The sequence below is a fragment of the Streptomyces sp. NBC_00203 genome, from assembly GCF_045206325.1.
Classification (GTDB): domain Bacteria; phylum Actinomycetota; class Actinomycetes; order Streptomycetales; family Streptomycetaceae; genus Streptomyces; species Streptomyces lutosisoli.
Genome location: NZ_CP108126.1, coordinates 2,906,255 through 2,928,604, shown reverse-complemented (window position 1 = coordinate 2,928,604; position 22,350 = coordinate 2,906,255). Strand labels below are relative to the sequence as shown.

The following is a 22,350-nucleotide window of genomic DNA, read 5'->3' as shown; positions in this document are numbered from 1 at the left end:
CTGACCGCGACAGGAGGATGCCTGTGCCCGCTGCCGCACTGAAGCCGCTGCCCACCCAGTCCACGTCCAAGAGGGCGGTTCTGTTGGAGCTGCCGTACGAGCCCGTGGAGAAGCGCCCGCTGCCGCCGGGGCGTCCTCGCGAGTGGTACGTCACGCACAACCGCCGCCTCAAGGCGATGCGCCTCGCGATCGCCTTGCTCGACTCCGGTGTCTACATGCCGAACCAGGCCCGCAACGAGAAGATACGCAGCACCGCGCAACTCATCGGCGTCCACCCGCCGTCGGACACCACGTGCCACATGGTCCGCGCCCTGATGAGGTACGCCCGCTGACCTCGGCGGGGGCGAGGTTTCTTCGCCCCCGCCGCCCCCGTGGGGTTGTGTGTCGTCTGCGGGTGGGTGGGGGCTGGTCCAAAAGATTGCGCAGTTCCCCGCGCCCCTTTTAGGGGCGCGGGGAACTGCGCGAACGGCCCCCACCGCCCCGCAGCCGACGAACCACCCCGTCTTTAAGGGGCGCGGGGAACTGCGCAATCTTTTGGGGGTCTGGGGGCGGAGCCCCCAGGAACGGGATGGGACGGGTAGGGGCGGCGGGGGCGAGGAAAGCTCACCCCGACGACAGCTCGCGTTCCAGTGGTGTCCGGAAGCGTGGAGTGACCCGGGTTGGTGCCAGCCACGTCTGCAGCCGCGCAGCCTCCGTCGAGATGGCGTCAAGAGCCTCCCGCCCGACCCCCTCCGGCTGAAGAAGCCGCCACACCACCTCACCGGAGGCCCGCTGCGCCCACCCCCCGACCACCCGCCCGTCCCACCACACCGTCGGCCCCACATTCCCGCTCCCGTCGAAGAGCGCGGACCGCAACCCCGGCGCGAGATACCAGTCCCGCTCCTGCCACCCCATCGCCGTCGGATCGAGCCCGGGCAGCAGGGCGGCCCACGGAGAGGAGGGGCCGGCGACCGGACCGTCGTCGCCGGCGGCCACGTATCCGGTGACCCCGTCGTCGAGCGACACGGCCACCGCCCCGATCGCGGCGAGCGCCCGCCGCACATCGGTGACCTTCCACCCCGTCCACCACTTCAAGTCACCCTCGGTGGCGGGCCCGCACGCGGCGAGCCAGCGGCGCAGCAGCTCGGGCTGGGCCTCGGCGGGCGGCAGTTCGGGATGCGGCGGGGCGACCGCCCAGCGGAACTGCGACGACGTCCACGAACCCAGCGGGCGGCCGCGGACGACCTGGCCCTCGACGCCGAGGACCCGCATCAGACGGGACGACACGGTCTGCGGACTTTCGTAGCTCTTGCCCGCTCCGTAGGTGAACTGTTCCTTCAACCTCGGTTCGTCCCGGGTGAGTTCGTTCACCGTGGCCTGCCCGCGCCGGGCCAGCGCGGCGAGCGCGGACGCCTCGACCTCCGCGAGCCACTCCTCGGTCAGCCGCCCGTCGCTGCCGGTGGCCATGTCCTTGATCAGCCCGGCCCGGGCCTTCGCGGCGATGGCGAGCCCGGTCGAGGCGTGCACCACGGCGGCCAGCTCGGTGGGGAACACGAACACGGTGTGCCGCATGCCGTGCATCCGGACCAGCGCCCGGTCCTCGTACAGCGCCCGTTCGACCTCCGCCACCGTCTTCCCGGCGTCCGCCAGCCGCGCGCCCACCGCCAGATACACCGTCGCCGGATCGGTCCCGTGCAGCGCGACCAGCGACCCCGCGACCTCCTCAGGGCTCGCCGCCCGCGCGGCGACCGCGAGCCGCTGCCGCAGCGCGAGCCGGGCCCGCCGCTCCGCCACCCCGATGTGCCGCAGCTTCTCGGCCACGCCGCCTCCAGCTCGCCCGTAGTACCCCGTGCACCCTCATCCTCTCGAACACTCGCACGCGGCAGGGCGCGCTTCACCCGTTCGCCGTACCCGGCATGCGTACGCCCTGTCCACGGCCTTGACTGGGGCCACCGCGAGGAGCGGATTCCGGAGGCGAACGAGGAGCACGTCGGGAGACGCGATGCAGAGGCACGGAATACGCCGACCGGGCTCGCTGGGCCCACTCGTACGGCTGGTCCTGATAGCGGCCGCGACGACGGCCCTGGCAGCGCCCCTGACCGGCTGCTCGGACGACACCACCCCCTCCGACGTCGTCTCCCAGGCCGCGTCCGCCGCGTCCGCGGCCGGCGACGCGCTGGCCTCCGCGACCGCCGAGGCCGGCCGGAAGCTCGACGACCTCCAGAACGGCGTGAACGCCAAGGGCGACGTGAAGCTCGACAGCCAGGTGACGGCCGACTCCGACGGGCGTTCCACGGTCAAGATGACCGTCACCAATTCCGCCTCGTCGGAGAAGTCGTACGCCGTCCAGATCAACTTCCGCGACCCGGCCGGCAACCTCCTCGACACGGTCGTCGTCACGGTGAACGATGTCGCGGCCGACGCCTCCAAGGACGCCACCGCCCGCAGCACCCGTTCCCTCTCCGGCGACATCACCGCCGAAGTCGCCAGGGCCGTGCGGAACTGATGGCCGGGGGCCAGAACGGCGCCACGGCCACCGCCGCGGACCGGGCCGCCCAGGGCAGGGCGGCCCGTAAGAACGCCTCTCGCTCCTCGCACGCCGGCTGGATCCCCGCCGCCGACCGCCCCGACCCCGTCGCCGTACTGGAACGCCAGGGCAGGGACCGGCTGCCGGAGCTGCTGCCGATCCGGTACGGGCGGATGACGACGTCACCGTTCGCGTTCCTGCGCGGCGCCGCCGCCGTCATGGCCGCCGACCTCGCCGCCCAGCCGCACACCGGACTCACGGTCCAGCTGTGCGGCGACGCACACCTGCTGAACTTCGGCCTGCACGCCTCCCCGGAACGCACCCTGCTCTTCGACCTCAACGACTTCGACGAGACGTTTCCCGGCCCCTTCGAGTGGGACGTCAAACGGCTCGCGGCCAGCGTCGCGGTGGCCGCCCGCGAGAACGGGCACAAGGAAGCGCAGGCCCACGACGCGGCGCAGGCGGCGGCCGGCGCGTACCGGGAGGCCGTACGGCGGCTCGCCGGGCGGGGCGAGCTGGCCGTCTGGTACGAGCGCATCGACGCCGAGCAACTGCTCCCGCTGGTCCGTTCCGCCCGCCGCCGGGCGCGCGTCGAGTCGAGCCTCACCCGCGCCCGCCGCCGCACCAGCCTGCACGCGCTCGGCAGACTCACCGAGACCGTCGACGGACGCCGCCGCATCGTCCAGGACCCGCCGCTGCTGGAGTCGGCCGGAGTCACCGACATGGCCTCGCTCCGCAAGATCTTCAGCGACTACCGCTCCACCCTCTCCGAGGAGCGCCGCCTCCTCCTCGACCGCTACCGCTTCGTCGACGCCGCCCGCAAGGTCGTCGGCGTCGGCAGCGTCGGCACCCGCTGCTTCATCGTGCTGCTCGCCGGCCGGGACGCGGACGACCCGCTGTTCCTGCAGATCAAGGAGGCGGGGAAGTCCGTACTCGAAGAGCATCTGCCCAGCGGTCCGTACGTCCATCCGGGGCATCGGGTCGTCGCGGGTCAGCGGCTGCTCCAGGCCGCGAGTGACATCTTCCTCGGCTGGATGACGGGACCGCAGGGGCGGGCGTTCTACTGGCGTCAGCTCCGCGACATGAAGGGCTCCGCGGACGTCGCGGGCATGAACCCCCGCGACCTGCGGACCTACGCCCGCCTGTGCGGCAACGCCCTGGCCCGCGCCCACGCCCGCTCCGGCGACCGCGTCGCGATCGCCGGATACCTCGGCGGCGCCGACACCTTCGAACGCGCCGTCGCGGACTTCGCGCTGCGCTACGCGGACCAGAACGCCGCCGACCACGCGGCGTTGGGCGCGGCCGTGGTGGCGGGTGTGATCCCGGCGGCTCCAGGAGTCTGAGCGCCGCCCCTCCCGGAGCCAGACCCCTCCCGGAGCCCCCCCGGAACCTGATCGAACCGGCCGCCGTCTCAGCCGTACAGCTCCAGCAGCCCCGCCACATACGCGCCCAGCCGCCCGCCCAGCACCTCCGGCGTCAGATCCGTACGCCCCAGCTCACGCCACGGAACGGCGACCTTCTCGGCGTCGGGGGAGTAGGCCAGCGCGTCCAGCAGCCGCCAGTACAAGTGGCTCTCGCCGTCGGCCAGTCGATGTCCTCCGTGCGCCTCGTACCGCTCGCGGAAGCCCAGCCCGTACGCCTCCCCGTGCAGCAGCGCGAGGGCCGTGGAACAGTGGGCGACGTCGAGGTCGGCGGGGCCCCAGGAGGTCTCGACCCAGTCGACGACCCCGCTGATCCGCAGGGTGTCGCCCGCGCCCGTGAACAGCACGTTCCCGGGGTGGAAGTCCCGGTGCAGGAAACACCCTTCGTACGCGGGCGGTTCGCGCCGGATCACGTCCACGGCCCGGTCCCACAGAGCACCGGCGGGCGTACGGACGCGCTCGGGTGACGTCCACGGCTGATACGTGCGCGGCTGCTCGTCCGCAACCACCTCGTGAATACGGACGAGTTGCCTCGCCAGCAGGTCGAGGCGCCGCTCCAGGTCCTCCTCGTCCTCCTGGTCGAGACGGACCGCGCCCGGCAGCGAGGACATCAACAACGTGGGGTGGTCGCAGTGTTCGGCGGTGGCGTCGATCGCGTACAGCTCGGGTGCGGGCACGTCGTCGTGCGCGGCCAGCAGCGTGAGGACGGACGCCTCGCGGGTCAGCAGCCCCGGTGCGTGCCGCCGGAAGAAGGGCTTGACGAAGGTCCGCTGGACCAGGCCGGTGCCGTCGTCGAGGGTGAGGCGGCGCATCTGGGAACTCCAGCCGCCGCGCAGGGGCGTGGAGTTCCGTACGCTCCTGCCCTCCGGAAGCTGCTTGGCCACCCAGGCCCGGGTCGCCGTCCACCCCCGGTCACCGAGCCCGGTGAGGACGAGGTCCACGAACCGCTGCCGGTCCTCGGCGTGGTCGCGGAACCAGAGGCCCAACATGTGCTCGGCGTCCGGTAGTTCGAGCCGGGTGAACTGGGCGTGGGCGGCGAGAGCGTCCGTCACGGCCTCGGTCACGGCGGGCGGGATCACGGTGTCCGTGCCGGGCACGGCGAGCACCGCCCGCCCCTCGTACGCCCGCAGCACGCCGAGCGCCGGGGCCGCCCGCCAGTTGTCCGGCGTACGGATGATCTCGCTGAAGCGGCCGTCGCCGTCCCCGAACGGAACCGGCCACGCCTCCGCGCCGTACACCGCGGGCGCGCACAGCCCGAGGGCCGCCACGCGCTGCCCGTAGTGCTCCGCGAGATCGGCCACCGTCTGGCCGCTCATGCTGAACCCGACGAGGATCAGCGGACCGTTCGCCGGGACCGTCGCGTCGATGACGGAAACGGCCTGCTCGAAGCGCTTCTGAAGGCTCAACTCCGGTAGCGCGCCGGTGCTTTCGCCGTGCCCGGAGAAGTCGAGGGCAAGCCCCCGGCAGCCGCGCGCGACGAACTCCTCAAGGAGCGGGAGCAGTCGCTCCTTGCTCCCGTTTCCGGCGCCGTGCAGCAGGACGGCGGTGGCCGTATCGCCACCGCCGTCGCGTCCGTCAACTCCGCCGCTGACGCAGCTCAGTCGTTCACCGTCGTGGTCGTGAAGGAAGGAGAAGAGCATCCGCTCATTTACTCATGGCGACTGACGGCGACTCATGGCGCTCGGGCCTAGGGGGAATCCCTCCATGCCGTATGTCAACTTTGCTCGACTTTGTAGCGATACACGAAAGTGTGCAGTCCGGGGAAAATCGGATGCGCGGGTTCGGGTCCCGTCCCTACGCTGGACACGCGTTCCGGAGCTGCTGAACACCGCTTTCCGCAGGACAGGCATCACCCGGCGGACTCAGGGCTACTCTCTACGCACCGACGGACGGCCGCCCACCCCCAGCGCCCCGTCGACTCATCCACCCACACGTCAAGACCAGCCATCCACGCACACAAGGAGTCCCGTCATGGGCACCTTGATCATCTCGGCGACCCTGATCCTGGTCGTCATGGGCTTCTCAAACCACGTCCTCTGGCTCGCGGCAGTCGCCCTGCTCTTCCTGTACGTCCGCTACGGCCGCACCGGGGGAAGCGCGTCCACGGCGTCCCCCTCGGGTACCTCAGGCACCTCGGGCTCCCCCTCAGGGGGCTCGTCCGGCGCCCCGGGCCGCACGGACGCCAGCTACCGCGCGTACCGCGAACGCCGTGACCGTCAGGCCAAGTGGGAGCGCCGCTACCGCCGGGAGCGCCCGCTGGAGGCGCGCCGCCAGGAGCGCCAGTAGCAGGCCCGAGCCAGCACCAGTAGGCCCGCGTCAGAAGCAAGTCGGCCCGGACGGACTCGGCTCACGGCCGTCACAGGCCTGGGGCGCCCCAGATCGGGAACCAGCGGCTCAGGTCCTGCTCCACCCGCAGATCATCGGCGAGCGCCGCCTTGATCTGCAGTTCCAGCGCGTTGTCGCGCCGCTGGCCCGCACCGGCCAGCGGCGCGAAGGGATAGAAGGTCCCGCGCTTGTAGAGATAGACGAGCCCGAGCCGCCGCTGCCCGGAATCCTGGAAACCCACCACGGAGCAGAGCAGTTGTGGCCCGAAGCCACTGCCTTCCAGCGCGCTGTTGACCGCGTGCAGATCACTCACCAGCGCGGGCAGATCATCGGGCTCCCGGCGGGAGACCAGCCACGAGTACCCGTACTCGTCCCGGACCTTCTCCACCGGCGGGCCTCCTCCGGGTTCCCGGCTTCGCCCGGCGTCCGCGTCGAGCAGCGCCTGCACCTCCTGGTGCGCGTCGGCGAAGGCCGCGCCCTCGACGCTCGCGAAACACACGGCACCCGTCCCGGTCGGGGTGAACCCGGCGGCCGCCTGGAGGGTCAGGGCCGCCGACGGCAGCCCGAAGAGCTGGTCGAGGTCGGGCGCGACGGCTTTGGTGCGGCCGAGCAGGATGTCCAGGAACCCCATGCAGATGGCCTTTCCAGGAGATTCAGCCGGCCGTTCCGGGAGCCGCGGGCTCGCCCAACTCGGCGGAGATACGGGCCAGTTGTTCGAGTCGCTGTTCAAGGCTCGGGTGGGTGGAGAAGATCTTGGCGAAGCCGGGCTCGGCACCGAGAGCGGGCGTGAAGTAGAAGGCGTTGAACGCCTGCGCCGTCCGCAGGTCCTCGCTCGGAATCCGCCCGATGTCCCCGGTGACCTTGGTCAGCGCCGACGCCAGCGCCGAGGGCCGCCCGGTGAGCAGCGCCGCCGCGCGGTCGGCGGCCAGCTCGCGATACCGGGACAGCGCCCGGATGAGCAGGAAGCTGATCGCGTACACGGCCGCGGCCACCGCCATCACGGTCATGAAGATCGCCATTGTGTTCTGGTCCTTGCGCCCCCGTCCGCCGAAGAGCTGCGAGTAGAACGCGAACCGCACGATCAGCCCGGCGAGCACCCCGAGGAACGACGCCACGGTGATCACGGCGACGTCCTTGTGCGCCACATGCGACAGCTCGTGCGCCAGCACACCCTCGAGCTCGTCGGCCTCGAGCCGCCGCAGCAACCCGGTGGTCACACAGAGCACCGCATGATCGGCGTTCCGCCCGGTGGCGAACGCGTTCGGCATGTCGATGTCCGACACGGCGACCAGCGGCTTCGGCATGTCTGCCACGGCACACAGCCGGTCGACCACCCCGTGCAGCTGGGGATACTCCTCCCGCTCCACGATCCGCCCGTGCATCGCGTACAGCGCGATCCGGTCCGAGAACCAGTACTGCGCGCCGAGCAGCCCGGCCGCGATCACCACGACCAGCACCCAGGACTTCAGCAGCACGATCAACGCGGCGACGAAGGCCACGTACAGCAATCCGAGCAGAAACAGCGTGACCGTCATCCGCACGGTCAGCCGCCGATCACTCCGGAACCGGCTCTGCATGATGCATCACCCCGCACTCAGGCACTCGTCCCGCTTTCCATTGTGCGCCTGGGGTTCCCCATGAACAGGGTCCGAAAGGCCCCATGGACGGCAAAGAACGGTCGGTGTCAGGGCGGGGGCGGTATCGCCTTGAAGTTCTCGCCACCGTAGAGGGACTCGTAGTGGATCTCGATCACCAGTCGCTGGGCTATGAGATCCCAGAACCAGCCGTGCTCGTCCTCGCTGAACTGCTCAAGGTGAATCAAGAAGACGGACTGCCCCGCGAGGAGCGCGGCACCCGGGCGTAGTGAGTAGGTAAGGGGCCACACCGGCAGCGATGCCTTGACGCGGTGCTGGGTGGGACGATTCCACGGCCCGATGTCTTCGCCGTCCAGTCGCACCACCGTGTTCGTCACGAGGGCCGGGCCGAGACCGGCGTTGATGACCTGGAGGCCTGCGTTGTGGTCTTCGTATCCCTTGATGCGTCGCATCTCCAGCAAGGGCCTGACGGATTGCCGGTTGTGCACCCGGGTGGCCCGGGTCTGGGAGATGCTCACCCAGAGCGAGCCGAGCGCTATCGCCGTCGCCGATATGGCCGTGACCGTGTCCGAATTCACGCGGCTGTCCCCCCACGATGCCCCTGAAACCGTAATCCTTACCCCTTCCCGATGACCGCGGGCGTCACGCGTGCCCCGGACAACACAACGGCCGTGCCCCTCCCGAAGGAAGGACACGGCCGGTGTTGTACGGCTGGTGCGACGGGTTTACACGTCGTAGTACAGCTCGAACTCGTGCGGGTGCGGACGCAGCTGGAGCGGCGCGATCTCGTTGGTGCGCTTGTAGTCGATCCACGTCTCGATCAGGTCGGACGTGAAGACGTCGCCCGCGAGCAGGAACTCGTGGTCGGCCTCAAGGCGGTCGAGGACGGCCGGGAGGGAGGTCGGGACCTGCGCGACGCCCGCGTGCTCCTCGGGGGCCAGCTCGTAGAGGTCCTTGTCGATCGGCTCGGCCGGCTCGATCTTGTTCTTGATGCCGTCGAGGCCCGCGAGGAGGAGGGCCGAGAAGGCGAGGTACGGGTTGCCGGAGGAGTCGGGCGCGCGGAACTCGACGCGCTTGGCCTTCGGGTTCGAGCCGGTGATCGGGATACGCATGGCCGCGGAGCGGTTGCGCTGCGAGTACACCAGGTTGACCGGGGCCTCGAAGCCGGGGACCAGACGGTGGTACGAGTTCACCGTCGGGTTCGTGAAGGCGAGCAGCGAGGGGGCGTGCTTGAGGATGCCGCCGATGTAGAAGCGGGCGGTGTCCGAGAGGCCCGCGTAGCCCGCCTCGTCGTAGAACAGCGGGTCGCCGTTGCTCCACAGCGACTGGTGGACGTGCATGCCCGAGCCGTTGTCACCGAAGATCGGCTTCGGCATGAAGGTCGCGGTCTTGCCGTTGCGCCAGGCGACGTTCTTCACGATGTACTTGAAGAGCTGGAGGTCGTCGGCCGCGGCGAGCAGCGTGTTGAACTTGTAGTTGATCTCGGCCTGGCCGGCGGTGCCCACCTCGTGGTGCTGGCGCTCGACCTGGAGGCCGGACTTGGCCAGCTCCAGGGAGATCTCGGCACGCAGGTCGGCGAAGTGGTCGACCGGCGGGGTCGGGAAGTAGCCGCCCTTGTAGCGGACCTTGTAACCGCGGTTGTCCTCGAGCGCACCGGTGTTCCAGGCGCCGGCCTCGGAGTCGATGTGGTAGAAGGCCTCGTTCGACTTGGTGTCGAAGCGCACGCTGTCGAAGACGTAGAACTCGGCCTCGGGGCCGAAGTACGCGGTGTCGGCGATACCGGTCGACGCGAGGTACGCCTCGGCCTTCTTCGCCACGTTGCGCGGGTCACGGGAGTACTGCTCGCCCGTGATCGGGTCGTGGATGAAGAAGTTGATGTTGACCGTCTTGTCGCGGCGGAAGGGGTCGACGCGCGCGGTGGACAGGTCGGCGCGGAGCGCCATGTCCGACTCGTGGATGGCCTGGAAGCCGCGGATGGAGGAGCCGTCGAAGGCCAGTTCCTCGGTCGGGTCGAAGGCCTCCGCCGGGATCGTGAAGTGCTGCATCACACCCGGCAGGTCGCAGAAGCGGACGTCGACGAACTTGACGTCCTCGTCCGCGATGTACTTCTTGGCCTCGTCGGCGTTCTGGAACATCCAGCTCCTCCTACTCCCGCCCACAGTGGACCGGGGTGGTAGTTCGTTCGTGCGGCCAGTGCGGTGGCACACGCTGAGGCCGACCTTAGGGACGGGTGATTTCTCAAGCGTGACCCATTTGTTTCGCCCAAGTTAACCGACCCGGGGCGCCCGGGCCCCTCGTGTCCGCATGGCAAAACGGGCGCAGTACCGTGGACGGGTGGACAACAGGCAAGCAATCGGATCGTGGCTCTCCGGACCTCGCGCGGCCGCGGAGGAAGCCGGAGTCGACTTCGGATACCGAGGCGAACAGCTCGGTCTGCCGGAGCACGGGCCCGGCTCCATCGCCCGCCCGGGCCGCCGTCTCGGCGCCATCGCCGTCGACTGGGGCCTGTGCCTCCTGGTCGCATACGGCCTGATCACGCACAGCTATAACAAGGCGGCCAGCACCTGGGCGCCGCTCATCCTCTTCGTGCTGATCGCCTTCACCCTCGCCACGGTCGGCTTCACCCCCGGCAAGCGGCTCTTCGGCCTGCGGGTGGTCGCGCTGGACACCGGCCGCGTCAACCCGCTGCGCGCCCTGCTGCGCACGGTCCTGCTGTTCCTCGCCCTCCCGCCCTTCATCTGGGACCGCGACGGCCGCGGCCTGCACGACCGCGTCGCCCGCACCGTCGAGGTACGGATCTAGGACCTGTCCCACGGATCCGGAGGATACGGAAGTCGTACGACGAAGGGGCGCCCGGAGATCTCCGGGCGCCCCTTCGTCGTACGACTCGTAGGAGGGGTGTCAGCGGCCCTTCGATCCGCCGCGCGGCATCCGCATGCCCTTCGGCATCGGACCCTTGGGAAGCGGCATGTTGCTCATCAGGTCGCCCATCGCGCGCAGCCGGTCGTTGGTCGTGGTGACCTGCGGGCCGGTGAGCACGCGCGGCAGCTTCAGCATGGTCGTGCGGAGCTTCTTGAGCTCCACCTGGCCCTCGCCGGTGCCCACGAGAATGTCGTTCACCGGAACGTCCGAGACGATCCGCGCCATCTTCTTCTTCTCGGCGGCCAGCAGGCTCTTCACCCGGTTCGGGTTGCCCTCGGCGACCAGCACGATGCCGGCCTTGCCGACCGCGCGGTGCACCACGTCCTGGCTGCGGTTCATCGCCACCGCCGGGGTCGTGGTCCAGCCTCGGCCGATGTTGTCGAGAACGGCCGCGGCTGCGCCCGGCTGTCCCTCCATCTGACCGAAGGCGGCTCGCTCGGCCCTGCGCCCGAAGACGATCGCCGTCGCGAGGAAGGCGAGCAGAAGGCCGAGAATGCCGAGATAGACCGGGTGGCCGATCAAGAAGCCGATCGCGAGGAAGACACCGAGGGTGAGAATTCCGACAGCCGCGAGTACAAGACCGATCTTGGAGTCGGCCTTGCGGGTCATCTTGTACGTCAGGGCGATCTGCTTGAGTCGCCCGGGTTCAGCAGCGGCGTCCGCTGCGGTTTCCTTCCTCGCCATGCCACGAAGTCTACGTGGCCCGGGAGGCGCCGACGACGGCAGTACCGGGGGAGCGCCGGGGTAGCGGGCCGCGGTACCGGGGGACGCCGGGGGCATCGCCGTTACGAACGCGTCGCGACGGCTTCCAGCACGCGCTGCGCCTCGACCCTGTCCTTGGCACGGCGGCGGTCCTCCAGGACGGAGGTCCAGGCATTGCGGCGGGCGGTGCGCTGGCCGCTGCTCATGAGGAGCGACTCGACGGCACGGAGTGCATCGGTGAACGACGGGATGGCGGTGGCGCGTACGGGCGCGGCCTGCATGATGGAGGTCCCCCCTCGGGATCGGCGGCTCTGGCTAGGGCTGTACGTGGCGTAAGACCAGGGTCACTGATTGGTGTTACCAGGGCGTGACCGACCGGTCAAACACCAATGAAGCCTTGATGCGGCGGGTTCGCACCCTGACGCGGCCCTGATGGTGTCCCCAGCTGCGGGGACGGTCCGAACGGCGTCGAACGGGCCGTTGTGAAGGGGGAGTTGCTTGTGCGCGGATTCACACAGAAGCGGTGGCACTCAGTGCCACCGCTTCTGTGTTCGGCTCGTGTCCTACGGCGTGTCAGACCGCCTGCGAGGCGATGTACGCGCCCCGCTTCTCGACGGCCATCTGGTACAGGCGGCCGGCGCGGTACGAGGAGCGGACCAGCGGGCCCGACATGACACCGGAGAAGCCGATCTCCTCGGCCTCCTCCTTCAGCTCCACGAACTCCTGCGGCTTGACCCAGCGCTCCACGGGGTGGTGACGCACGGAGGGGCGCAGGTACTGCGTGATCGTGATGAGCTCGCAGCCCGCGTCGTGCAGCTGCTGGAGCGCCTCGCTGACCTCCTCGCGGGTCTCGCCCATGCCGAGGATCAGGTTCGACTTCGTGACCAGACCGTAGTCTCGGGCCTCGGTGATGACCTTGAGCGAGCGCTCGTAGCGGAAGCCGGGGCGGATGCGCTTGAAGATCCGCGGGACCGTCTCGACGTTGTGCGCGAAGACCTCGGGGCGCGAGGAGAAGACCTCGGCGAGCTGGTCGGGTTCGGCGTTGAAGTCGGGGGCGAGCAGCTCGACCTTGGTGCGGCCGGCCTCGCGGGCCGCCGTCTGCGCGTGGATCTGGCGGACCGTCTCGGCGTACAGCCAGGCGCCGCCGTCCTCCAGGTCGTCGCGGGCGACGCCGGTGATGGTCGCGTAGTTCAGGTCCATCGTCACGACGGACTCGCCGACGCGGCGGGGCTCGTCACGGTCGAGGGCCTCGGGCTTGCCCGTGTCGATCTGGCAGAAGTCGCAGCGCCTCGTGCACTGGTCACCGCCGATCAGGAAGGTCGCCTCGCGGTCTTCCCAGCATTCGTAGATGTTGGGGCAGCCCGCCTCCTGGCAGACCGTGTGCAGGCCCTCGCTCTTCACGAGGCTCTGCATCTTCGTGTACTCGGGACCCATCTTCGCCCGGGTCTTGATCCACTCGGGCTTGCGCTCGATGGGGGTCTGGGCGTTCCGGACCTCCAGGCGCAGCATCTTGCGTCCGTCGGGTGCGACTGCGGACACATCGGCTCCCTGTAGCTTCGATTCTTCGGCGTACACCAGCGTACGCCCGTGCGGTTCTCACTCCCCGCGGTGGGCAACCTTCGGGAACGGGGGTCCATTCCCGGGGGAGTCTTTCGCCCCCGCCGCCCCTACCCGTCCCATCCCCCAGGGGCTCTGCCCCTTCAACCCCGGGGGGTGGGTTCTTTGGCTGCGGGTGGGTGGGGGCTGGTCCAAAAGATTGCGCAGTTCCCCGCGCCCCTAAAAGGGGCGCGGGGAACTGCGCAATCTTTTAGCGGGGGTCTGGGGGCGCAGCCCCCAGGTACGGATGGGACGGGTAGGGGCGGCGGGGGCGAAAACTGGCTGTTACGCCGACGCCCGTTCCACGACCCGTGGGAGTAGCTGGGCGTTCTCCAGGACGTCGCGGAGGTGTTTCTCGGCGATCGGGAGGACGTCGCCGATGGCCACGTCGCGGGTCAGCTCGTTCGCGAGGGAGGTGACGCCCGCGTCACGGATGCCGCAGGGGATGATGCGGTCGAACCAGGCGTTGTCGGGGTTCACGTTGAGGGCGAAGCCGTGCATGGTGACGCCCTTGGCGACGCGGATGCCGATCGCGGCGATCTTGCGGTCCTCGCGCCGCTGGCCGGCGTTGGAGGGGGCGTACTCCGGGCCGTTGAGGCGAGGGTCGAACTCCTCGTCCTGAAGGCGCGGGTCGAAGTCGAGGGAGAGCCCCCCGAGCGAGGGACGCTGCTCGACCGGATCACCGAGCACCCAGACACCGCTGCGGCCCTCGACACGGCTGGTCTCCACGCCGAACTCCGCACACGTACGGATAAGTGCCTCTTCCAGACGGCGTACATGTGCTACGACGTCCACCGGCCGGGGCAGTTTCTGGATCGGATAGCCCACCAGCTGGCCCGGACCGTGCCAGGTGATCTTGCCGCCGCGGTCCACGTCGATGACGGGCGTGCCGTCGAGGGGCCGCTCGTTGTCCGCCGTGCGCCGGCCCGCCGTGTAGACCGGCGGGTGCTCCAGGAGCAGACAGGTGTCGGGGACCTCGTCCAGGAAACGGGCGGCATGTACCCGGCGCTGCTCGTCCCACGCCTCCTGGTACTCGACGGCCTCGGCACCGAATCCCATGCGGACGAACCGCAACTCACTCACGGCAAGCGCCTCCCTAGAAGCCCTTCAGAAACCCTCGTAAGGCACGTAACGCGCCCACGCCACTGTACGTCCGGCCGATGCCCGTCAGCCCGGCGGTCAATCCTCACACGATCGGATGAATGAACGCCGAAGAATGCGATGAGGTGCTTACGCTCCGCTACATTCGCGCCGTTCACGAGGCCATAAGGGCTGCTCACAGGCAATCCGGGCAAGTCGCAGAGACCCGGAAGGCAGGAGACCGCACCGCAGATGACGGAACGACCCGCGCAGCGCACCCCCAACCGACAGCTCGCCGCGCTCATCGCAGAAGCGGGGTTCTCCAACGCAGGTCTCGCCCGTCGCGTTGACCAGCTCGGCCTCGAACACGGACTCGATCTGAGATATGACAAGACATCGGTGACCCGGTGGCTGCGCGGGCAGCAGCCGCGGGGGACCACGCCCGCACTCATCGCCGAGGTGTTCACCCGCCGTCTCGGCCGCAGGCTCACCGCCCAGGACCTCGGGCTCGACGCGTGCGCCCCGGTGTACGCGGGGCTGGAGTTCGCCGCGACCCCCGCGGAGGCCGTCGACATCGTCGGCGGGCTGTGGCGCAAGGACTCCGGCAGCCACGCCGAGCTGCGCAAGATCGCCTTCACCCCCGCGGGACTCGTCGTCCCCAGCCGGGACTGGCTGATCGGGCGCGCCGACGACAAGGTCGGCCGCGGCGACCCGGGGCCCGCACGCATCCCCGCCCAGGGACGCCCCGCCGTACCCCGGCAGCGCAGCCAGACCGAGCGCGGCCCCGGCCAGAAGGTCACCGGCGGCGACATCGCCGCACTGCGCTCGGTGGGCGAGCTCTTCCGCGCCCTCGACAACGCGTACGGCGGCGGCCACGCCCGCCAGGCACTGGTCCGCTATCTGGAGCACGAGGCCGAGCCGATGCTGCGCGGCGCGTACGGCGAGCAGACCGGGCGGCGGCTGTTCGCCGCCGCCGCCGACCTCACCCGGCTCGCCGGCTGGACCTCGTACGACATCGCCGCGCACGGACTCGCGCAGCGGTACTTCGTCCAGGCGCTGCGGCTCTCGCAGGCGGCCGGGGACCGGGCGTACGGCTCCTACGTGCTGGTGACGATGAGCCGCCAGGCCGTCTACCTCGGCCACGGGCGGGAGGCCGTGCAGCTCGCGCGGGTCGCCCAGCAGGGCGTCGGATCGGCGGCGCCGTCCGTGGTGCAGGCGCTGCTGCACGCCGTCGAGGCACGCGGGCACGGGGTGCTGGGCGAGGTGCGCGCCTGCACGGCGTCCCTCGTCCGCGCCGAGCGCGCGCTGGAGGCGTCCCGGACCGGCGACGAAGTCCCGTACTGGGCACGGTTCTTCGACGAGGCACAGCTCGCCGACGAGTTCGGGCACTGCCACCGCGACCTTCAGCAGTTCCGGGCCGCGGCGCAGCACGCCGAGCGCTCGCTGCAACTGCGGGCGCCCGGCTATGCGCGCAGCCGGCTGTTCTGCCGCGTGGTGCTCGCCTCGGCACGGCTCGGGCTCGGCGAGCTCGACCAGGCCTGCCAGTTGGGGGCGGAAGCCGCCGGACAGGCCGTGGAGATGAGGTCGGTACGGGCCATCGAGTACGTACGGGACTTCGAGAAGCGGCTGGAACCGTACAAGGACGCGGCGCCCGTACGCGGCTACCGGGACAAGGTGGCGGCGCTGGGCTGAGGCTGAGGAGGCGGGTTCGGAACGGGGCGGCTCAGGCGGCGGCCTCCAAGGGTTCGGCTAAGGCGGTCGGTTGGGCGCCCAGGTCCGCGAGCAGGGCGTGGGCGGCCCGGCGGGCCGAGTGGAGCGCCCCCTGGACCGTGCTGGTGTCCCGGTGGTCGCCGCATACGTACAGGCCCGCCAGGAGCCGTACAGGGCGGCGCAGATCGTGCGGCGGGGGCATCGCCGGGACCGCCTCGGGGTCGTGATGGACCGCGAGGAGTTCCCAGCGGTTGGTCGACGTCCCGTAGAGGCGGGCCAGTTGGGCGCGGACCGTCGCGTCCAGATGGGCCGCGGCCGGTGGTGTGCCCAGCACGGTCGAGGAGACGAGGGCGCGGCCCGCGGGGGCCCGCGTGGGGTCGACCTGGCTGATGACCGCGGTGTGCGCCACCGGGCCGCTCCGGTCGGCGTCCAGGAGCAGGGCCGGGTCGGTGAGCGGGGGCTCGTCCGTGGTGTGGTGCAGGACCGTCACCGGGTGGAAGTCGGGGACGTGCAGCCCCGGCAACAGCTCGGCGGCGGCGCGGGCCCCGGTCGCCAGCAGGATGGCGCGACAGGTGAGTTCGCCGTGGTCCCTGGTCGTCACGGTGGTCGTGGAGACCGAGGTGACCTGGACGCCCGTGTGGACCGTGCCCGGCGGGAGGCTGGCCGCGAGGAGCTCCGGGAGCGTGTCCGCGCCGCCCTCCGGCAGACACAGGCGGCCCGTCGCGAAGGAGTGCAGGGCGAGGTCCGCGCAGCGGCTGGACGTCCGCAGCGCCGGGTCGCAGAGGAGGGCCGCGAGAAGGGGGCGCAGAAAACCGTCGACGGTACGGGCCGGGAGCCCCCGGGTGGTCAACGCCTCCGCGGCGGTCAGGTCCGGGCGGGCGAGGACGCGGTCCGGTGGGGTGGCGGCGAGGCGGGCCAGCGCGGCGGCGAGACGGGACTGGTCGAGCGGGCCGCCGAGAGGGCCCGGGCGTGTGGTGGCGCGCTGGGGGCGGGGCAGGGGGAGGCGAGGGGCGCTCGCGAGGGCGCGCGCGGCGGTGAGTGCGCCCCTTGCGCTCCGGGGCGCGGTGGGGGCGGCGGCGCGGTGGTGGTGGCCGTCGCTGTGGAGCAGGACGCCCGGGGAGAACGTGCGCAGGGTCAGGGCCTCCAGGCCCGGGGTGCGGCGCAGTTCGGGATACGAGGTGGACAGGAGCCGGCCCACTCGGTCCAGCCGGAAGCCGTCGACTTTCTCCGTGGACATGCGGCCGCCGACGGTCGGGGCGGCCTCCAGGACGGTCGTCGTCAGACCCGCCCTGGTCAGATGTCGGGCGGCCGCGAGGCCGGCTATGCCGGCTCCCACGATGACGACGTCCACGTCTTCCGCTATCGCCGTGATGGTCGCGGCTTGGCGTGCGGGCTCTAGCACGTGCCCCTCCTCGAGGTTGCGCGGCCGGTGGGGACGTCATGCCCCCAACAGGCGTCTGGGATACCCGAGTTCGGGTCGAGGGTGTGGGGTGTCGACGTCTGGGGGAAGTCGCGTGGTGGGCGTGCATGGGCGCATGGGGGTGCATATGCGGGTCCCGGGGCGTGGTTTTTCCGCCCCCGCCGCCCCTACCCGTCCCATCCCCAGGGGCTCCGCCCCTTCGACCCCGGGGGTTGTGTGTCGGCTGCGGGTAGGTGGGGGCTGGTCGCGCAGTTCCCCGCGCCCCTGACGGCTCGGGGCTGCGCCCCCTCGCCCCCGGCCCACCCCGGGTGCTTTTGTCTTTTAGGGGCGCGGGGAACTGCGCGACCAGCCCCCACCCACCCGCAGACGACTTTCAGGGGCGCGGGGAACTGCGCAATCTTTTAGGGGGGTCTGGGGGCGCAGCCCCCAGGGATGGGACGGGTAGGGGCGGCGGGGGCGAAAGAAGTCCTCAGGTCAAGGCCGCTCGTAGCGCTGACTCGATTGAGGGGAAGGCGAAGGTAAAGCCTGATTCGAGGAGGCGGGTGGGGAGGACGCGGCTGCTGCCGAGGATGTCGCTGGACATTTCACCGAGGGTGAGGCGGAGAAGGGGGGCCGGGGTGGTGAAGAGGGTCGGGCGGTGGAGGACGCGCCCCATGGCCTCGGTGATCTCGCGGTTGGTGAGGGGATCGGGAGCCGTCAGGTTCACCGGGCCCGACAGAGACTCCGTTTCCACGAGGTGGCGGATCGCGGCCACTTCGTCGTGAAGGGAGATGAAACTCCAGTACTGGCGACCGTCCCCCATCCGCCCACCGAGCCCCGCCTTGAACAGCGGGAACAGCTTCCCCCAGGCCCCACCCTTGCCGGCCACCACCAGACCGGTCCGGGGGAAGACCGTGCGAATCCCTGCCTCCTGGGCCGCCCCCGCCGCTTCCTCCCACTCCACACACAGGGCCGGGAGGAAACCGTCCCCGGGCGGCGCCGACTCGTCCACCGCCCGCCCGCCCGTATCGCCGTAGAAGCCGATCGCACTCCCGTTGACGAAGACCCCCGGCGGCTCCTCCAACGACGCCACCGCCTCCGCGAGCGTCGCCGTTCCCAGCACCCGGCTGTCCCGGATCTTCCGCTTGTACGCCTCCGTCCAGCGCCGCGAAGCGACCCCCGCCCCCGCGAGATTGACGACCGCCGCACAGCCGACGAGCCCCGCCGCGTCGATCCGCTGCGCGTCCGGATCCCACTGGACCTCGTTCTTCGCGCGGGGCGCACGGCGCACCAGACGGACCACCTCGTGTCCGTCCGAGGTCAGGGAGCGCGTCAGCGCCGAGCCGATCATGCCGGACGCACCGGCGATCGCGATGCGGGAACCGGGGGGAAGGGGCGAGTCGGTCATGGGTCCATCCTGCCCGGACGGCCGGGGACATTCCGGGACGGGTCCCCGTACGGCCGCGGGGAAAGTCGCGAGGGAAGCGGGCGGGGATGCGGGGATGCGGGGAAGCACGGGGGACCGGCCCCGTACCGGCCTCGTACAGCCGCCGGGGAAATTCCCGGAGGGGCCCCGTACCGCCGCCGTACAGTGATCCGCATGCCAGCTCCGTACATACGTACCGCCACCCTCGACGACGAGGACGCGCTCGGTCGGCTCGACCGTGACACCTGGTCCCCGCTGCACGCCGTCATGCCGCGCCCCGAACCGCCGTACGACCCCTTCTACGGCGACCGGTTCGGCCCCCGGGACCATCTCGTCGCCGAGATCGACGGCGCGGTGGTCGGCTACATCCGGTTGGGGTTTCCGACGCCTCTCGCCTCGAACTCCCATGTGCGGCAGATCCAGGGACTCGTCGTCGCCGACGAGGCGCGCGGCGCCGGGGTCGGGCGTGCGCTGCTGCGGGGTGTGCTGGAGGAGGCCCGTCGGCAGGGTGCCCGGCGCATCACGCTGCGCGTCCTCGGGCACAACACCCCGGCGCGCAAGCTGTACGAGTCCGAGGGGTTCGTGGTGGAGGGGATCATGCCCGAGGAGTTCCTGCTCGACGGCGAGTACGTGGATGACGTACTGATGGGGCGTTCTCTCTGACCGGCCCCCACCGCCCACCGACCACCGCCCCGCGCCCTGCCGGAGCGCTTTGGTCAGGCCTCGCCCTCGGCGAGCAACGGGCGCATTCCGCCCATGAGTTGACGCAGGCAGCGGACCGCCAGCTCGGCGGGTGAGCCCGGGCCCCCGGCCGTCGTGTCCGTCTCCGCCCAGGTCTCCAGGGCGACCCGGATCGCGGCGGTGGCCGCCGCGGCGGCGAGGCGCGCCTCCAGGGGGTCCGCGTCGGGGCCGGCCAGCCGGGCCACCACCGGGATCAGCCGTTCCTCCGACTCCTGGTTCACGCGGTACCAGACGGCCCGCAGTGCCGGATCGTCCACGGCCGCCCGCAGCAGTGCCCGGGTCTGCTGGAAGCCCTCCGCCGCGTGCTCGTCCGGGACGGACAGCGACTCCGCGATCGCCTTCTCCAGCGCCTCGGGCAACGCCGTGCCCGGCTCCGTCGCCGCGAGCAGGGCGCGCCAGCGGTCGCCGCCGGCCGCGAGCAGGGGGCCCACGGCGTCCTGCTTGTTCCTGAAGTAGCGGTAGAAGGTGCGCAGCGCGACCCCGGCGCGGCGGGCGATGTCCTCCGCCGTGGTGTCGTCCGGGCCGTACTCCGTGAACAGCTCCGAGGCCGCGCGCGCGATGTCGAGCTGGGTCGCCGCCTTGCGCCGCTCGGTCAGGGAGAGGGCGGGGGGCTCGGGTACGGGGGACGGCTGGCTGTTCACGGGAGAAAGCGTACGCCCGCCCGGGGGAGAGGGGCACGTTTCGACACTGTGGCAAAACGTGCCACTCAGGCGTATCGTGTACGCAGCAATCAGTATGTCGACGTCGAGAGACCGGTCAGGAGACCCCTGCTCGAAGACTCGAAGTGACGTCGAGCGACCCACAGGCACAGGGAGACACGCCATGAATCGCTACGAAGGACGCCGCGCGCTCGTCACCGGCGGCGGCTCCGGCATCGGCCAGGCCACCGTGCTGCGGATACTGGCGGAGGGCGGCCAGGTCGTCGCCGCCGACGTCAGCGAGGCCGGGCTCACGGACACCGTCGCCAAGGCCGGCGCCGACGCCGGGCGGCTGACCACCGTCGTCGTGAACATCGCGGACGAGGCGTCCGTGCGGGACGGGATCGCCCGGGCCGTAGGCGCCCTCGGCGGTCTCGACGTGCTCGTCAACGCGGCCGGCATCCTGCGCTCAGGTCACACGCACGAGACGACGCTCGCCGACTTCAACACGGTCATCGCCGTCAACCTGACCGGCACCTTCCTGATGATCCGCGAGGCGATACCGCACCTGCTGGACGGTCAGAGCCCCGCCGTCGTGAACTTCAGCTCCACCTCGGCGATGTTCGCGCACCCGTACATGGCGGCGTACGCGGCCTCCAAGGGCGGCATCCAGTCCATGACGCACGCCCTCGCGAGCGAGTACGGCAAGCAGGGCATCCGCTTCACCGCCGTACAGCCCGGTTCCATCTCGTCCGGCATGACCGACGGCTCCGGTGCCAGCGGGCAGAGCGTCGGCCCCGGTCTGCCCGAGGACACCGACTGGAGCCTGTTCGCCAAGCTCTCCCCGGCGCTCGGCCAGGGCTTCGCCGGACCGGAGACCGTGGCCGGCGTGGTCGCGATGCTCGCCTCCGAGGACGGCCGGTTCATCACCGGCACCGAGGTCCGCATCGACGGCGGCACCCACTTCTGAGCCGGCGTCAGTCCGTGACCGTCAGTTCGTGAGCGTCGGTTCGTGACCGTCAGTCCGTGACGAGGTCGCCCGTGTCGACCGGTGCGGTGGCGTTCGCGGCCTTCCGGGCGTCGCCCGCGACCTCGTTCGCCGTCAGGACGTAACCCGTCTCGTTGTCCGAGGTCGAGCGGGCGAAGACCACGCCGTACACCTTGCCGTCGGTGGTGAGGAGCGGGCCGCCCGAGTTGCCGGGACGGACGGTGGAGCGGATCGAGTAGATCTCGCGGGTGACGGTGTCCGAGTTGTAGATGTTCTGGCCCGTCGCGTTGATGCGGTTCGCGACGGTGGCCGCCTGGAGGTCGAGGCCGCCGTCCTGCGGATAGCCCGCCACCACCGCCGAGTCACCGCGCGAGGCGCTCTCGTCGAAGCCGAGAACGGGCGCCCGCAGGCCCGGCACGTACAGCACCGCGACATCCTTCTGCGAGTCGAAGAGCACCACCCGCGCCTCGTACGGGCGTCCGACCCCGCCCACCCGTACGGTCGGCCGGTCGATGCCCGCCACCACGTGGGCGTTGGTCATCACATGCTCGGACGTGTAGACGAAGCCGCTGCCCTCCCGCCCCTGGTTGCCCGCGGCGCCCTCGACCTTCACCGTGCTCAGCTTGGCGGCGTTCGTCGCGGACGCCGTGACGTTGTCCCCGGAGGGCTTCGCGACGCCCGCCGTCGGCTCGTTCTCGAACGGGTTGAAGACCTGCGGGAAGCCCGCCTCCGTGAGCGCAGAGGTCGCCCGCGAGAACCAGGTGGGCGTGGTCTCCGGCATCGCGTTCTGGACCGCGCCCAGCAGCGCAGAGTTGCGGATCGACTGCGTCACCACGGTCGACGAGGACGCGCCCAGGACGCTCGCGGCCACCCAGGCCACCAGCAGCACGGCCAGCGTGTTCGCCGCGGCCCCGCCGACTCCGTCGGCCACCCGCAGCGGACCCCGGTCCAGCTCGCGGCGCAGCTTCAGCGCCAGCCGCCCCATCAGTTCGTGCCCCACCACGGCGGGCACGAGCACCGTCAGTACGGCCGTCACCGTCGCCCCCGGCGTCCCCGCCGTGACCAGGTCCATCATCCAGGGCAGCACCCATACGCCGATGACGGCGCCGCCCACGAAACCGGCCAGCGAGACACAGCCGGCGACCAGGCCGCGGCGGTAGCCGGACGCCGCGTAGACCAGGATCACCAGCATCAGCAGGAGGTCGAGCACGTCCACGGAGCCGCCTTTCTCTCGGGCCCCTTAGTACGCGTGGGGCGGGCCCAGTGATCAAGCACGCGCGCGTGGCCGGTCGGCGGCCGAC

The 22,350-nt window shown here is 70.9% G+C and carries 22 protein-coding genes; 8 read left to right on the top strand and 14 right to left on the bottom strand.

The features are described from left to right. Positions 1–23 precede the first annotated feature (23 nt). Positions 24–332 (top strand): hypothetical protein, encoded by a 309-nt coding sequence (locus OG975_RS13425; protein ID WP_381301097.1) that lies wholly within the window; start codon positions 24–26, stop codon positions 330–332. Positions 333–603: 271 nt separating this feature from the next. Here the strand turns inward: OG975_RS13425 and OG975_RS13420 are convergent, their stop codons facing one another. Continuing rightward, a complete protein-coding gene (locus OG975_RS13420; RefSeq protein WP_406329327.1) occupies positions 604–1,800 on the bottom strand; it encodes a winged helix DNA-binding domain-containing protein in 1,197 nt (398 codons plus the stop codon). 181 nt (positions 1,801–1,981) lie between these two features. Here OG975_RS13420 and OG975_RS13415 point away from each other — a divergent pair, with 181 nt between their 5' ends. Together OG975_RS13415 and OG975_RS13410 are read left to right on the top strand one after the other, a co-directional pair. Next, complete coding sequence (locus tag OG975_RS13415) at positions 1,982–2,485, top strand: hypothetical protein (protein WP_406329326.1); 504 nt, start codon at positions 1,982–1,984, stop codon at positions 2,483–2,485. Continuing rightward, positions 2,485–3,849, top strand: a complete 1,365-nt coding sequence (locus tag OG975_RS13410; RefSeq protein WP_406329325.1) for a DUF2252 domain-containing protein — start codon at positions 2,485–2,487, stop codon at positions 3,847–3,849. The genes OG975_RS13415 and OG975_RS13410 overlap by 1 nt, the downstream gene beginning before the upstream one ends. A 68-nt stretch (positions 3,850–3,917) precedes the next feature. On the opposite strand, the gene OG975_RS13405 is transcribed toward OG975_RS13410, so the two are convergent. Further along, a complete protein-coding gene (locus OG975_RS13405) occupies positions 3,918–5,567 on the bottom strand; it encodes an alpha/beta fold hydrolase (RefSeq protein ID WP_406329324.1) in 1,650 nt (549 codons plus the stop codon). Between the two features lie 331 nt (positions 5,568–5,898). On the opposite strand from OG975_RS13405, the gene OG975_RS13400 reads away from it, so the two are divergent. Beyond that, the gene (locus OG975_RS13400) at positions 5,899–6,213 is read left to right on the top strand and encodes a hypothetical protein (RefSeq protein ID WP_406329323.1); all 315 of its coding nucleotides are present in this window, start codon (positions 5,899–5,901) and stop codon (positions 6,211–6,213) included. A gap of 70 nt (positions 6,214–6,283) precedes the next feature. On the opposite strand, the gene pspAB is transcribed toward OG975_RS13400, so the two are convergent. The 4 genes from pspAB to glnA all read right to left on the bottom strand — a co-directional run bounded on the left by pspAB (position 6,284) and on the right by glnA (position 9,982). Beyond that, complete coding sequence (gene pspAB, locus OG975_RS13395; protein ID WP_381264708.1) at positions 6,284–6,883, bottom strand: PspA-associated protein PspAB; 600 nt, start codon at positions 6,881–6,883, stop codon at positions 6,284–6,286. A 22-nt stretch (positions 6,884–6,905) separates the two neighbouring features. Next, positions 6,906–7,829 (bottom strand): zinc metalloprotease HtpX, encoded by a 924-nt coding sequence (htpX, locus tag OG975_RS13390; RefSeq protein ID WP_406329322.1) that lies wholly within the window; start codon positions 7,827–7,829, stop codon positions 6,906–6,908. Positions 7,830–7,936: 107 nt separating this feature from the next. Further along, positions 7,937–8,425, bottom strand: coding sequence for a hypothetical protein (locus OG975_RS13385; RefSeq protein WP_406329321.1), 489 nt, complete (start codon positions 8,423–8,425; stop codon positions 7,937–7,939). A gap of 147 nt (positions 8,426–8,572) precedes the next feature. Then, entirely contained in the window at positions 8,573–9,982 is a 1,410-nt protein-coding gene (glnA, locus tag OG975_RS13380; RefSeq protein WP_327428156.1) for a type I glutamate--ammonia ligase, read from the bottom strand. A 199-nt stretch (positions 9,983–10,181) separates the two neighbouring features. Here glnA and OG975_RS13375 point away from each other — a divergent pair, with 199 nt between their 5' ends. Continuing rightward, a complete protein-coding gene (locus OG975_RS13375; RefSeq protein WP_406329320.1) occupies positions 10,182–10,649 on the top strand; it encodes an RDD family protein in 468 nt (155 codons plus the stop codon). 99 nt (positions 10,650–10,748) lie between these two features. On the opposite strand, the gene OG975_RS13370 is transcribed toward OG975_RS13375, so the two are convergent. The 4 genes from OG975_RS13370 to lipB all read right to left on the bottom strand — a co-directional run bounded on the left by OG975_RS13370 (position 10,749) and on the right by lipB (position 14,150). Then, entirely contained in the window at positions 10,749–11,453 is a 705-nt protein-coding gene (locus OG975_RS13370; RefSeq protein ID WP_327428154.1) for a DUF4191 domain-containing protein, read from the bottom strand. Between the two features lie 101 nt (positions 11,454–11,554). Then, entirely contained in the window at positions 11,555–11,752 is a 198-nt protein-coding gene (locus OG975_RS13365; RefSeq protein ID WP_189190500.1) for a hypothetical protein, read from the bottom strand. A gap of 292 nt (positions 11,753–12,044) precedes the next feature. Beyond that, on the bottom strand, positions 12,045–13,010 hold the full coding sequence (lipA, locus tag OG975_RS13360; RefSeq protein WP_330304031.1) for a lipoyl synthase: 966 nt from the start codon (positions 13,008–13,010) through the stop codon (positions 12,045–12,047). 342 nt (positions 13,011–13,352) lie between these two features. Next, a complete protein-coding gene (lipB, locus tag OG975_RS13355) occupies positions 13,353–14,150 on the bottom strand; it encodes a lipoyl(octanoyl) transferase LipB (RefSeq protein ID WP_406329319.1) in 798 nt (265 codons plus the stop codon). Between the two features lie 249 nt (positions 14,151–14,399). Between lipB and OG975_RS13350 the strand changes: the two genes are divergently transcribed. Next, positions 14,400–15,839 carry a regulator gene (locus OG975_RS13350; protein WP_406329318.1) on the top strand — a complete coding sequence of 480 codons (1,440 nt, stop codon included), beginning with the start codon at positions 14,400–14,402 and terminating at the stop codon, positions 15,837–15,839. A gap of 31 nt (positions 15,840–15,870) precedes the next feature. On the opposite strand, the gene OG975_RS13345 is transcribed toward OG975_RS13350, so the two are convergent. After that, positions 15,871–17,259 (bottom strand): NAD(P)/FAD-dependent oxidoreductase, encoded by a 1,389-nt coding sequence (locus OG975_RS13345; protein ID WP_406329317.1) that lies wholly within the window; start codon positions 17,257–17,259, stop codon positions 15,871–15,873. 487 nt (positions 17,260–17,746) lie between these two features. Continuing rightward, positions 17,747–18,664 (bottom strand): TIGR01777 family oxidoreductase, encoded by a 918-nt coding sequence (locus tag OG975_RS13340; RefSeq protein ID WP_406329316.1) that lies wholly within the window; start codon positions 18,662–18,664, stop codon positions 17,747–17,749. A gap of 192 nt (positions 18,665–18,856) precedes the next feature. Between OG975_RS13340 and OG975_RS13335 the strand changes: the two genes are divergently transcribed. Continuing rightward, a complete protein-coding gene (locus OG975_RS13335; protein WP_381264160.1) occupies positions 18,857–19,345 on the top strand; it encodes a GNAT family N-acetyltransferase in 489 nt (162 codons plus the stop codon). A gap of 53 nt (positions 19,346–19,398) precedes the next feature. Here the strand turns inward: OG975_RS13335 and OG975_RS13330 are convergent, their stop codons facing one another. Then, complete coding sequence (locus tag OG975_RS13330; RefSeq protein ID WP_406329315.1) at positions 19,399–20,064, bottom strand: TetR/AcrR family transcriptional regulator; 666 nt, start codon at positions 20,062–20,064, stop codon at positions 19,399–19,401. A 181-nt stretch (positions 20,065–20,245) separates the two neighbouring features. Between OG975_RS13330 and OG975_RS13325 the strand changes: the two genes are divergently transcribed. Continuing rightward, positions 20,246–21,031, top strand: a complete 786-nt coding sequence (locus OG975_RS13325; RefSeq protein ID WP_406329314.1) for an SDR family NAD(P)-dependent oxidoreductase — start codon at positions 20,246–20,248, stop codon at positions 21,029–21,031. 49 nt (positions 21,032–21,080) lie between these two features. On the opposite strand, the gene OG975_RS13320 is transcribed toward OG975_RS13325, so the two are convergent. Then, positions 21,081–22,265, bottom strand: a complete 1,185-nt coding sequence (locus OG975_RS13320; RefSeq protein ID WP_406329313.1) for a MarP family serine protease — start codon at positions 22,263–22,265, stop codon at positions 21,081–21,083. Between the last annotated feature and the right edge of the window lie 85 nt (positions 22,266–22,350).

What these genes read in the sequence shown, in the direction of transcription:
- OG975_RS13325 (WP_406329314.1), top strand. Translation starts at nt 20,246, where the DNA reads ATGAATCGCTACGAAGGACGCCGCGCGCTCGTCACCGGCGGCGGCTCC.
- OG975_RS13365 (WP_189190500.1), bottom strand. Translation starts at nt 11,752, where the DNA reads ATGCAGGCCGCGCCCGTACGCGCCACCGCCATCCCGTCGTTCACCGAT.
- OG975_RS13335 (WP_381264160.1), top strand. Translation starts at nt 18,857, where the DNA reads ATGCCAGCTCCGTACATACGTACCGCCACCCTCGACGACGAGGACGCG.
- OG975_RS13370 (WP_327428154.1), bottom strand. Translation starts at nt 11,453, where the DNA reads ATGGCGAGGAAGGAAACCGCAGCGGACGCCGCTGCTGAACCCGGGCGA.
- pspAB (WP_381264708.1), bottom strand. Translation starts at nt 6,883, where the DNA reads ATGGGGTTCCTGGACATCCTGCTCGGCCGCACCAAAGCCGTCGCGCCC.
- OG975_RS13350 (WP_406329318.1), top strand. Translation starts at nt 14,400, where the DNA reads ATGACGGAACGACCCGCGCAGCGCACCCCCAACCGACAGCTCGCCGCG.
- OG975_RS13400 (WP_406329323.1), top strand. Translation starts at nt 5,899, where the DNA reads ATGGGCACCTTGATCATCTCGGCGACCCTGATCCTGGTCGTCATGGGC.
- OG975_RS13405 (WP_406329324.1), bottom strand. Translation starts at nt 5,567, where the DNA reads ATGCTCTTCTCCTTCCTTCACGACCACGACGGTGAACGACTGAGCTGC.
- OG975_RS13410 (WP_406329325.1), top strand. Translation starts at nt 2,485, where the DNA reads ATGGCCGGGGGCCAGAACGGCGCCACGGCCACCGCCGCGGACCGGGCC.
- glnA (WP_327428156.1), bottom strand. Translation starts at nt 9,982, where the DNA reads ATGTTCCAGAACGCCGACGAGGCCAAGAAGTACATCGCGGACGAGGAC.
- OG975_RS13340 (WP_406329316.1), bottom strand. Translation starts at nt 18,664, where the DNA reads ATGACCGACTCGCCCCTTCCCCCCGGTTCCCGCATCGCGATCGCCGGT.
- OG975_RS13415 (WP_406329326.1), top strand. Translation starts at nt 1,982, where the DNA reads ATGCAGAGGCACGGAATACGCCGACCGGGCTCGCTGGGCCCACTCGTA.
- htpX (WP_406329322.1), bottom strand. Translation starts at nt 7,829, where the DNA reads ATGCAGAGCCGGTTCCGGAGTGATCGGCGGCTGACCGTGCGGATGACG.